The organism is Paenibacillus sp. P5_B5, assembly GCF_056400365.1.
In genome coordinates, this window is sequence record NZ_JBFULK010000011.1 from 61,805 (window position 1) to 73,722 (window position 11,918).

Annotated in this window: 8 protein-coding genes; 6 read left to right on the forward strand and 2 right to left on the reverse strand. The window is 39.2% G+C overall.

Annotated elements, in window-relative coordinates:
• The first annotated feature begins 91 nt into the window (after positions 1-91).
• Positions 92-712 carry a DUF1796 family putative cysteine peptidase gene (locus AC1DOK_RS15410; RefSeq protein WP_477555186.1) on the forward strand — a complete coding sequence of 207 codons (621 nt, stop codon included), beginning with the start codon at positions 92-94 and terminating at the stop codon, positions 710-712.
• 108 nt (positions 713-820) lie between these two features.
• Positions 821-1,918: a YheC/YheD family endospore coat-associated protein gene (locus tag AC1DOK_RS15415; RefSeq protein ID WP_477555187.1), complete on the forward strand. Its 1,098-nt coding sequence runs from the start codon at positions 821-823 to the stop codon at positions 1,916-1,918.
• A 177-nt stretch (positions 1,919-2,095) separates the two neighbouring features.
• Here AC1DOK_RS15415 and AC1DOK_RS15420 read toward each other — a convergent pair whose 3' ends face one another.
• Complete coding sequence (locus AC1DOK_RS15420) at positions 2,096-3,475, reverse strand: YheC/YheD family endospore coat-associated protein (RefSeq protein ID WP_477555188.1); 1,380 nt, start codon at positions 3,473-3,475, stop codon at positions 2,096-2,098.
• Between the two features lie 174 nt (positions 3,476-3,649).
• On the opposite strand from AC1DOK_RS15420, the gene AC1DOK_RS15425 reads away from it, so the two are divergent.
• The 3 genes from AC1DOK_RS15425 (at position 3,650) to AC1DOK_RS15435 (ending at position 9,482) form a co-directional block, all read left to right on the forward strand.
• Complete coding sequence (locus AC1DOK_RS15425) at positions 3,650-5,140, forward strand: MDR family MFS transporter (RefSeq protein ID WP_477555189.1); 1,491 nt, start codon at positions 3,650-3,652, stop codon at positions 5,138-5,140.
• A 220-nt stretch (positions 5,141-5,360) separates the two neighbouring features.
• Entirely contained in the window at positions 5,361-8,537 is a 3,177-nt protein-coding gene (locus AC1DOK_RS15430; protein ID WP_477555190.1) for an efflux RND transporter permease subunit, read from the forward strand.
• 51 nt (positions 8,538-8,588) lie between these two features.
• Positions 8,589-9,482 carry a TetR/AcrR family transcriptional regulator gene (locus AC1DOK_RS15435; RefSeq protein WP_477555191.1) on the forward strand — a complete coding sequence of 298 codons (894 nt, stop codon included), beginning with the start codon at positions 8,589-8,591 and terminating at the stop codon, positions 9,480-9,482.
• A gap of 18 nt (positions 9,483-9,500) precedes the next feature.
• Here the strand turns inward: AC1DOK_RS15435 and xerS are convergent, their stop codons facing one another.
• Positions 9,501-10,586, reverse strand: a complete 1,086-nt coding sequence (xerS, locus tag AC1DOK_RS15440) for a tyrosine recombinase XerS (protein ID WP_477555192.1) — start codon at positions 10,584-10,586, stop codon at positions 9,501-9,503.
• 315 nt (positions 10,587-10,901) lie between these two features.
• Here xerS and AC1DOK_RS15445 point away from each other — a divergent pair, with 315 nt between their 5' ends.
• Positions 10,902-11,915 (forward strand): 2-oxoacid:acceptor oxidoreductase family protein, encoded by a 1,014-nt coding sequence (locus AC1DOK_RS15445; RefSeq protein ID WP_477555193.1) that lies wholly within the window; start codon positions 10,902-10,904, stop codon positions 11,913-11,915.
• Positions 11,916-11,918: the final 3 nt, after the last annotated feature.

Below are 11,918 nucleotides of genomic sequence, written 5' to 3' on the forward strand. Positions count from 1 at the left end.
GTATTTGCTAATGGCTACATTTACCCAAACTAAAACTCTGATATCGCATTTACTATATATATGATTCGGATTGATAGAGGAGGGATTAAATGTGAGATTGCAAGATTTACAAGGAACATATAACTCTGTGTTTAGCCTTGGTAGACGCTGTTTAACTGCGATTCATTTGGAGGAGAATAGACTACGAACATTTCCAGGAATCATAGATTGGATGGCAGCACCTGAGCTTTCTAGTATTAATTATTTGATTAAGCACCGGTTTGCAAGGTTTATGGAAATAGAGAATATGCAAGTAGTCGGAAAGTATAATCAGCAATTCATTGTATATGATGATTACTCGCATATTTACTCTTATCATGATTTTTTCATAGATGACAATACAGAACATCATTTACACACATATATGGAATTTAAACTCAAGTTAAACAAGCGCATAGAGCGGTTTCTAGCCTGTCTGGAGAATGATGAGAAGGTCTTATTCGTTAGAATTCAAGGGTTGTATCGAGATGTCGTTGAACTACAGAAGGTATTGGCGGAAACGGTCACAAATGACTTTCGTGTGCTAGTTGTCAATAATGGTACAAGAAATAAAGTCGTTGAACTAGATTGGAACATCGATAAGGTGTGCGTCATAGAAATCCCTAATACGGATGTTCATTCATTTAAGAATGCTCATCTGTGGAGTCATGCACTACAAGGGATTAAGGTGTAATGGACTTGAATATTTGCAGATTCACGTAACCGCTGTACGTCGAAGGAATATACTAGTAAAGACAAATACCTAAGGTATAAACGACAGACGACAGAGGGTGTTAGGATCATGCAGAAGCAGCCGGTTATTGGCATACTGACCTGGAGACAGGGATCAAGATTCAAAGAATCACGGTATTTACTTCAGCTCGTCAAAGAAGGGCAAGCATTAGGTGCCGTTGTGTATTTATTTTCAGCAAGTGATATTGATCAGAGCAGTCGCACTATCCGTGGCTATGTTCCTCATCAAGTGGGAGGGTTTCAAAGTAAAGTGTATCCTTGGCCGGATATTGTGATTGATCGCTGTCGGAATGGCAATCCACAGTACAAAAAAGTTCGAAATTCGAAGTTATTCACTTATGCTAACAACAAATATACCAATAAGTGGAATGCAACTCGGTTATTCATGGATACGAATGTGCTGCGTAAATGGATGCCGGAAACAGTTCAATATTCGAAAGATCAATTGCAAGAAATGTTAACTAAACATAAGATTCTTTATTTGAAGCCAGGGAACGGTACGGGTGGTAGAAGCATCATTAAATTAACTACATTAAATAACGCTAAGGGATATTCCATAATGGCCAGAACTCGTCAGCTTACGAAGAAATCAGCCATCTTCAATGATGAGAAATCTCTCATACGTTCATTAGATCAGTGGGTAGATCAAGAGAAAATACGGAATGGTATATTCATGATTCAGAAAGGGCTTGATTTAGAACTTGTTCCCGAGCATGTGGCGGATATGCGGCTTCTCATCCAAAAAGATAAACAAGGGGAATGGACAATTACAGGGTATGGTATCCGAATCGGCCCAAGAAACTCTTCAACTTCAAATTTGCATGGAGGCGGCAGAGCTGCTGTGTTTGAGGAAGTCATTTCCAAGAAATTTGGCAATTCCAAAATGGAGAAAATACGAGAGGAATGCTTCGAGCTAGCCTTTGAGGTGGTTCGAACGATTGAGACTCATTTTGGCAGTATGATGGAATTTGGCCTTGATATTGGTGTAGATACAGAAGGGAAGGTCTGGTTGATTGAGGTTAACCCTAAACCAGGAAGGGATATTTTCAAAGGGATCGGAAGAATGGATTTATATCGCAAATCATGCCGCCGGCCGCTTGAGTATGCCATATTTTTAGCCCATAAACGAAAGTCAGCTGCAAATTAAAGAGGCTGTGGGGAGATTTTCCCTTCAGCCTTTTACTTTGTTGTTATAATCAATTTCATAACTCATTGAAACCATTAAATTGAAACTATATATAGACAAATTAAACCGTTTTGATCTATATATAGCCTTGATTGAAGCAGCTAAAGGTATTATGAAATTGATTCGTTATACTAGTTATTACTTCATAAGAAAGAGTGAATATTTGATGATTTGCTTAACAGAAGGCCGAATCTTACCTATTTGCAGTGGAGAATTATCCTCTTTGGAAGGTTTGGAGTTCACCTCAATTAACCACACCATACCGCGTACATCAACAGCTAAATCGATACCTAGTTCAGCAAAATGAAATGGAATTTGCTCCTCGATTCCTTTGGCGATATCTAATGCGCACTTGCGTAACTTGGTTGAAATGGATGCATGATGCTGCTGCTGAAGATTAGACTTCTCAAGGGCTCCGCTAATAGTGCTCAGAGTTCCTCCCCGTGCTAGATTCGAGACGAATGTTTGATTCCCAGCTATTCTAGCTACGATGGAGGTAATACTCCAATTACCAGTTGATCCACGTTGTATAAGTGCACGGAAGTCCACGGGCCGACCGCTTACTGACATAATATGAATTCCTTGCTGGATTTGATAAGACTGTGATTTAACTTTGCCGCTTAGACTGCTCACAAGCTTCGTAAAATTAGAGTGAGTATGTCTTTGAAGTCCATTCAAGCTCGTATAGTCGGAGTGGTATGCGGTTTCATCGGCTCGGCGTATGCGAATGATTCTACGACCAAGCGATCCTTTGACAGGCTTCAAAAAAACGGTTGAATAACGAGTTAGCATCGTCCGAAGTATCTTAGAATTACGTAATAAATGAGATTCGGGTAAATAATGTTGTAATCTCTGATCACGATTAAGAGCGTCGAAAACTTCGTGTTTACTTAAATATTTTTCGTTAAAAATGTGAGTGCCGTGAAATGTTTTAATATCTTTCATGAATTGCTGTACTTTGCTACTGTCCTCAATGACACGAGAAGTAAGCCGATTATATAGAATATTCGGAATTGGAAATGACTTGTTAACCCAATTATTCTCGTTCGTTAAAGTCCAACCCGTTACTGTGTGATGATTACTTTGAATATCGTCCTGTGCGAAGAAGAACACTTTGGCTCCATAGCGCTTGCAGGCTTCTGACATTTCTGTACAAAAGGAAGATTGATTTCCAAATAATTGTTCAGGATTCTTCACATGTATCTTGCGTAGCATGACGCCGATCAATGGACCTATTGTAAGCGTATGTGTCCCTTCCTTGTAGATCATACAGATCGGTTCATCGTTATTTATATTTAAAGTCGACGCTAATTGGCTATTCATACGTAAATTCGATGTATTTGAGTTACGTTTGACAGGGAATGCCTTCACTTCTTTGTGAAGTGAACCATAACGAATTGTAACGGGATGCTCTATAGCTATTTTAAGCTTTTTGATGAGACCTTCATCGATCCAGATGTCCGAAGCACTATGGCTGCCAGATTGTAGCACTGTTATGTTTACTTTCGTTCTTGTCATTCAACAAATCCCTCCAGCAATGCCAAGTCACAATTTCTTTATCTTATGAAAAGAAGGTTTGCTTGGTGATGTAGAGAATCAACGTTTTTCCTGCTAACCTGATTTGACAGATGATATAGTTCATAATACATTAGTGGATGGTACAAACAGGGAAGACAACATGGGGGTGATTTTGTGCAAGCAAATAGACGTAATATTACACTAGCATTATTAGTAGCTACATTTCTCGCTGCAATTGAAGTTACAGTCGTCAGTACGGCGATGCCAACAATTGTAGGCGAACTCGGTGGATTGGAACTTATTTCGTGGGTATTTGCAATTTATTTGCTAACATCGGCTGTGACAACCCCTATTTTTGGGAAATTAGCTGATTTATATGGGCGTAAGAAAATTTTTATTATTGGATCAGTTGTATTTCTAATTGGCTCCATGCTATGTGGGCTAGCTGATTCGATGACATCTTTAATTTGGTATCGTGCCTTACAAGGTATAGGTGCTGGAGCAATGCTTCCGGTCACGTTCACCATTATCGGTGATGTGTATCCGTATGAGCAAAGAGGTAAAGTCCAAGGACTATTCTCCTCTATTTGGGGAATTGCAGGCTTAATTGGACCACTAGTCGGAGGATTCTTCGTTGATTCGTTGTCTTGGCGCTGGATTTTCTACATTAACTTACCATTCGGAATTATATCGATCATAATGATTGCTATATTCTTAAAAGAAAGTGTGGATAAGTCTAGTAAGAAGATTGATTATGCTGGTGCACTTACCTTTACAATCGCGATAACAGCTCTATTGTTTGCGGTTATTACAGGTGGCGGTGAATATGCGTGGACATCACCACTTATTGTTGGGTTATTCGTTACATTCATTGTGTTCTCAGTTGTATTCTATTACATTCAATTAAAAGCGGAAGACCCGATGATTCCTCTCAACCTGATGAAAGTCCGGTCGATTGCTGTCTCCAACATTGTAGGTTTCTTTATTAGTGCGATTAATATTGCACTATGTACCTATTTACCTATGTGGGTTCAAGGAGTTATGAGTAAAGGGGCAACATTCGCAGGTCTTACGTTAACGCCTATGTCAATTGGGTGGTTAATTGGATCCATAATTAGTGGCAAAATGTTAGTAACCAAAGGGACTAAGGTTTTCTCCGTTATCGGTGTTCTCCTTATTACAGTTTCATGTTTCTGGCTTCTAGCCGCAGAGATTGGGACAACCTACTGGCTGTTTATCGCGGTAATGTTTATTGTAGGAATTGGCTTCGGTTTATCTATGACTGTGTTTACCGTTATCGTCCAATCTGCTGTTGGTTGGAATTTACGCGGCGCATCAACTGCACTATCTACATTTACTAGAACCCTTGGTCAGACGATCGGTATTGCCGTATTTGGAACTTGGCTCAATAAAGAAATTGCCAGATTATCGACATCAGTGAATAACAGTTCGCAAGGACTAGACATTAATGAAGTGAATAAATTACTTGATCCGAAGAAAGCTGCTGATCTTCCGGTAGACCAGTTACATCAGATGCAAGATATTCTAGCTTCTGGACTTCATAGTGTATTTATTTTTATTTGTGGATGGGCGGTTGTTGGATTACTTGTTGTGTTGTGGATGCCAAAGTATTCAGGTGAGAAATCAACACAAGGCGATTCGTGATCATGCATATATTTAATAAAGTAGAAGTCTATTCTTACTGAGATCATTTAATGGTCTCAGTTTTTTTGTGATACAGAATGAATATGGTTTGGAATTCTTGTGTTGAACGATTGTTCGAGTGGCTAAAACATTTGTAACACGTATATAAATCGGATATACTTATTACTGAGTTGACCGATTGGTCGAATTATAAATATAGAAAGTTAGAGGAGTGAAGAGAGTGAAGGGAATCATACGATTTTCATTAAACAACAAGTTCGCTTTATGGATTATAACCCTTATTGTTATTGTATCGGGTTTATACGCGGGCTTGAACATGAAACAGGAAACAATGCCTAATCTGGAGATTCCAATTCTACAGATGACAACCATCTACCCAGGTGCAGCACCTGAAGAGGTTGTGGAGAAGGTTTCTAAGCCAATTGAACAAAGGATCAAAAATTTAAAGGGTGTCAAAACGGTTACTTCCAACTCTATGGAGAATGTTTCCGCCATCATTGTGGAATATGATTACAACAAGGATATGGATAAAGCAGCAAGTGAAGTTCGAGAGGCTGTAGCAGGAATGAGTTTTCCCCAAGGTGTGAAAACACCTACTGTTTCACGAATCAGCATGAATGCTTTTCCGGTCATCTCACTAAGTGCAACCGATGACAAGCTTTCACTTGAGGAGCTGACGAAGTTAGTCGAAACAGAAATCAAGCCAGCCATGGAAGGGCTTGAGGGCGTTGAAAGTGCTTCAATAGCAGGACAGTATTACAAAGAAGTCCAATTAACATTTAACCAAGAGAAAATGAAATTACTTGGACTAAGTGAAGATACGGTTAAAGGTATTGTACAAGGTTCATCGTTGAAAGTTCCTCTTGGTTTGTTTGAATTGAATAAATCAGCGAAAACGATCGTTGTCGATGGGAATATTGTGACACTAGATGACTTGAAGAATATCGCTATTCCGATCATACCTTCATCTTCAGCTCAAGGTCAAGGACCTGGTATGTCAGGAGCTGGTTCAATGGGTGGGCCAGGTGGACAAACAGCTGGATCAGCAACTACAGCTCCGCCTGCTGGTGGAATAAACATTCCACCTACGGGCATTCCAACTGTTCCATTGAAGGATATTGCAGACTTACAAATGATCGGAAAAGCAGAATCGATTTCTCGCACGAATGGTGCGGAATCTATCAGTATTTCAATCGTAAAGGGTGCTGATGCTAATACGGTTGAAGTTGTTAATTTAGTTAAGGATCAGATCGAATCGACTCAAAAGAAATATCCAGATATGAAATTAACAACTATGCTTGATCAAGGTAAGCCTATCGAGGATTCAGTTGAAACAATGCTTAGTAAAGCCTTGTTTGGAGCACTGTTTGCCATAATTGTCATTCTATTATTCTTACGAAATATTCGTACTACAATTATTTCCATTGTATCCATTCCATTATCGCTTCTGATCGGTGTGCTTTTACTGAAGCAAATGGATATCACACTCAATATGATGAGTCTTGGAGCGATGACAGTTGCGATTGGGCGTGTTGTCGATGACTCCATTGTAGTTATTGAGAATATTTACCGCCGTATGTCACTATCAACGGAAAAGCTCAAAGGCAAAGAGTTAATTCTAGAAGCAACTAAAGAGATGTTTACGCCAATTATGTCATCAACGATTGTTACACTTGCTGTATTCTTGCCACTCGGCTTAGTAAGTGGAATGGTTGGACAATTATTCTTACCTTTCGCGTTAACGATGGTATTTGCGCTACTTGCTTCCTTAGTCGTGGCCATTACAGTTGTTCCAATGCTTGCGCATATGATGTTCCGTAAAGGCGTTAAGAATCCCAATACACATGAAGATAAACCAGGTGCACTTGCTAATTTTTATAAACGTGTACTCAATTGGACGCTAAATCATAAGCTTGTTACATTTGGTGTTGCTGTATTAATGCTCGTGAGCAGTCTATTCCTAGTCAATGTCATTGGCGTTAGTTTCCTACCTGACCAAGAAGAGAAGTATGCAATGGTTACCTACAATCCTGCACCTGGACAGTTAATAGAAGATGTTAAGCTAACAACTAGTGAAGCTGAGAAATTGATCTTAGCTAGAGAAGGACTTATGAATATGCAATATTCGGTAGGCGGTAGTAGTCCGATGCCGATGATGTCTAGTTCGTCTAAATCAGCGCTTTTCTATGTTCAATATGAGAATAAGATGAAGGGCTTTGAGGAAGAAAAACAAAATTTAGTGAAGAGTCTAAACGAAATGAGCTCCAATCATGGCGAATGGAAGCTCATGGATATGTCTGGTGGTATTGGCGGTAGTAATTTATCCCTAACGGTATTTGGTGATTCGTTGGATCAAATTCAACCTGTTGTTGAACAAATCAAAGGCTTGATGGAGAAGGATAGTACTTTTGATAAAGTCGATACCAGCATCTCCGAGAGCTATGGTCAATACACCCTGGTCGCAGACCAACAGAAATTAAGTGGACTAGGTCTCACTGCTGGGCAAATTGCAATGGAATTAAGTCCAGTTCGTGAACGCCCTGTATTAACCAAAGTTCATGTAGATGGTAAGGAATATGAAGTTTATATTGAGGTAGATAAGAAACAATACAGTTCAATTACAGACATTGAGAATACGAAGCTGCATTCACCACTTGGTATGGAAGTAGCTTTGAAGGATGTTGTTAAAGTAGAAGAGGGTGTTTCTCCGAATACAATTTCCCGTAAGGATGACAGAATGTATGCAGATGTGACTGCTGAAATTACGGTGAGTGATGTAGCTTCTGCTTCCAAAGATTTAGAAAAGCAAATTGAAGAGCTTAATCTGCCATCCACAGTTGAGGTTCAATTCGGTGGTGTTACCGAGCAAATCAATGAAACATTTACACAGCTAGGTTTAGCAATGGCAGCTGCAATTGCGATCGTGTATCTAGTGCTGGTCATTACATTCCATGGTGCACTTGCTCCATTTGCCATTTTATTCTCCTTACCTTTTATGATTATAGGTGCTTTAGTTGGTCTGTTCATTGCCGGAGAAACTATAAGTGTATCCGCTATGATGGGAGCATTAATGCTGATCGGTATCGTAGTGACGAACGCTATTGTATTACTTGATCGAGTTATTCATAAAGAGAACGAAGGCTTATCAACTAGAGAAGCATTGTTAGAAGCTGCTGGTACACGTCTGCGCCCAATTCTAATGACTGCACTTGCAACAATTGGAGCATTGTTACCGCTTGCTCTTGGATTTGAAGGTGCTGGAATTATATCTAGAGGACTTGGTGTTACCGTTATTGGTGGTTTAACAAGCTCAACTTTGTTAACACTTGTTATTGTGCCGATTGTATATGAATTCTTAATGAAATTCCGTAAGAAAAATAGAGATGCGGATATCTAATGAAGACCAGCCATTCAAAGATAGTCAACCACTTAGAAGGATGTGACAGGAATGAACGAAAAGCGATTACAGATCATTGACGCTGCAGTCAAATGCTTTGCACAAAAGGGATTTCACGCCACTTCGATACAGGAGATCGCTGACGTTGCCGGTATCGCTAAAGGTTCACTTTATTTTTACTTCAAATCTAAGGAAGAGCTGTTGATGTCCGGTTTTCAGTATTATTTTGATAGTGGCAAGAGTAAGATAGTTTCAGTTGCTGAAGACGAAAGTCTCTCCCCAAAGGAAAGACTCTCTAAGCAAGTACTGATGCAGTTTATGTTAATATCCGATCATCGAGACTTCATCATGATGCTACTCAATGAACAGATGATCCAAATAAATGATCATATGAAGGAATTCTTCTTTACTATCCGTTCTTATACGCTTTATTGGTTCTATAGCCAAATTGTTGAGGTCTATGGGGAGGAAACGAAGCTCTATGCAATTGATGGTGCAACCTTCCTCAAAGCGATCATTAATGAATATATGACTTATATGATCATGGATCAGAAGCAATTCAATCTCAAGGAGTTGTCTGATTTCATTCTTACGCGTTTGGACGATGTTATGCACGGTATGATTACAAAAAAGCAGAAGCCTATTCTTACCACAGATAATATGCAGCATTTTATGGTCAAAGGAAAGGAAAGCTTTGACCAAACCACACGAACCTTAATTGATGAGTTAAAGAATATTCGAGTCTTAGTAGAAGAGGCGATGATTGATTCAAATATACGAGAAGAAGTCATTGCCTGCTTAGAAGCTTTAAAGGAAGAATTCACTAAAGATAAACCTAGATCCGTCATCCTCAAAAGTATTCTATCGTATATACGAAGCAAATCAATTATTGGCACCGAGGAGAATTTAGATGCAATAGAAGGGATGTTATTAAGTCAATTCTAGGTTTGCATCGTAACATCGTTATTCGGAGTCCTTACGCTTATCAATTGCTTCTGACATCGTTTTATCGGTTAAATGTGCATATATTTGCGTCGTATCAGGGGATGCATGGCCTAGCTGTTCTTGTGTTTTGTATAAGTCATTCTGCAAATAGTAGTCTGTTGCGAAGGAATGACGTAACTTATGAACACTTAAATATGGCTTGCCAAAGCGCTTCGCATACTTAATGACTAGCTCTTGAATGGCTCGTTTAGACATCATTTGGCCTTGTTTCTTACCGTTTGGAACGGTGAGGAACAGGGCTTTTTCCTTTTTAGATGCCATATAGCGTGTTTCCCGAATCGTTAAATACTCCAGTAAGTCCTCCATAGCCTCTTGTCGAAAAAATACACGAGTCTTAAATGTCCCGTCATTGTTCCCCTTACGAAATACGTACACCGTTTGTTTCTTTAGATCGATATCATCCATTGTTAAATTCACTACCTCAGACACACGCAGGCCAGAATGGAGAATTAAAGATATGATACAGGTATCTCGCACTTTATTCATTTCGTGCGCATAAATAGCTTGTTTTACATTAGCAACATCAACTGCGTAGCCTTCTCTAACATACTCAATAAATCCAATGATTTCATGTTCTTGCAGTAGCTTTCCTTCCAGTTTGGAAGCCATATCCTTGGCTTTGCTTGTTCGACGTATTTCTACCTTAGCCATCACATTACGCTTAAGTAAGGGATAAAAATTCTCATCCTCTGCAATTTGACTTAAGTAATGAAATAGGGAACGAAGAGACGACATTTTGCGAGTAACTGTTATGCGGGAATTCGGGCCATCTCGCTTCGTCATAAGAAAATTGCGAAAGCCATCTATACTGTCCATATGTAATTTTTCAAGATCTTCAATTGGAATATCACGTATTGTAGTAGCCCCACTTAGTCCTTCACTAATTAACCAGGACAAGAATGTGTCGTAATCTCGGACATATTCAAGTAAGGAAGAAGGAGAGAGGTCAGGCAATTTATGATGTATAAATTTATCCACATACCATGGCATGAGGACAAGTTGACGATCTAGCTCTGCTCGATCACGTTGTTTTTGGATATTCATGGAATTCCCCTTCTATGAGTTAAATAATAGACATAATTAGGCAGGTCTGTATGTTATTTATCATATCATTATTTAGAAGAAATAATTATAGTTTAATTGATAGACATCTATTTGTAACAAGCGGCAGGAAGATAATACCTATCCATTAATTCAAAATATCCACCATGTTGTTATAGTACAGGCGAAAATTCTGTTATGCTGTCGGGTAATTTTGCATATAACACAAAGGACTTTATGAATATGCTTAGAATATAACATATCAGAGTGTCTACGTTTTCATTTAATAATAGTTCCATCATGAAAGGAGTCGCCCTAATGGTATCCTTACCTAAAGTAAATGAACTAGGTTTTTTCGAAATTAGACTTGAATCCATTGGCGGACTCGGTGCTAATTTAGCAGGCAAAATGCTTGCAGAAGCAGGGGTCGTCGGTGTTGGTCTAAACGGTGTTAGTTTCTCTTCTTACGGTTCTGAGAAAAAAGGTTCTCCAGTCAAGGCTCATATTCGCTTCTGCGATATTGACACGAATATTAGAGATACTTCTCCTGTCGAACGTCCGCATGTTGTAGGTGTATTTCATGAAGCCTTGTCTAAAACTATTAATGTAACGAGCGGAATTAATAAGGATAGTATTGTTCTTGTTAACTCGCAAAAGTCACCAGAGCAATTGAAAGATTTGATGAAAATGGTAGCAGGAACAATTGCAGTTGTTGATGCTACTGGAATCGCACTTGAAGAGAAGAATCGGGCAAACATGGCTATGCTGGGTGGATTATTCCGTTTATGTGAGTTCCTAGATCCAGAAGCAATGAAAGTGGTTATCCGTAAATCTCTTGAGAAGAAGTATCCTGCATCTGTACAACCTGCATTAAATACATTCGAGCGTGGCTATAATGAAGTGAAGTTTCAAACCTTTGAATTACCTGCTGGTCAACAAATGCCTGAGTTTGTAAGAATGGATACACCTGTGCTGGGCTACGAAACACAGCCAATTGGCGGTATGATTATTAATCCGGGTAATAGTATGTTGAAAGATTTAAGTATTTCACGAGCTGGTATGATGCCGCATTTTCATGAAGATAAATGTATTCATTGTGCACAATGCGATAATGTGTGTCCGGATTTCTGCTTTGTGTGGGAAGAACAACCTGACAAAAAGGGTAAGCCACAGATGTTCCTACAAGGAATTGATTATCAATATTGCAAGGGTTGTTTGAAATGTATACAAGCTTGTCCAACGGATGCTCTATCAGGAGAACGCGAAGAAGATGGTTATGGAGTAGAGCATCGTACACCGCATCGTTTTGATCTAACAACTCATTCAATTTAATGA

What these genes read in the sequence shown, in the direction of transcription:
- AC1DOK_RS15415 (WP_477555187.1), top strand. Translation starts at nt 821, where the DNA reads ATGCAGAAGCAGCCGGTTATTGGCATACTGACCTGGAGACAGGGATCA.
- AC1DOK_RS15420 (WP_477555188.1), bottom strand. Translation starts at nt 3,475, where the DNA reads ATGACAAGAACGAAAGTAAACATAACAGTGCTACAATCTGGCAGCCAT.
- AC1DOK_RS15435 (WP_477555191.1), top strand. Translation starts at nt 8,589, where the DNA reads ATGAACGAAAAGCGATTACAGATCATTGACGCTGCAGTCAAATGCTTT.
- xerS (WP_477555192.1), bottom strand. Translation starts at nt 10,586, where the DNA reads ATGAATATCCAAAAACAACGTGATCGAGCAGAGCTAGATCGTCAACTT.
- AC1DOK_RS15445 (WP_477555193.1), top strand. Translation starts at nt 10,902, where the DNA reads ATGGTATCCTTACCTAAAGTAAATGAACTAGGTTTTTTCGAAATTAGA.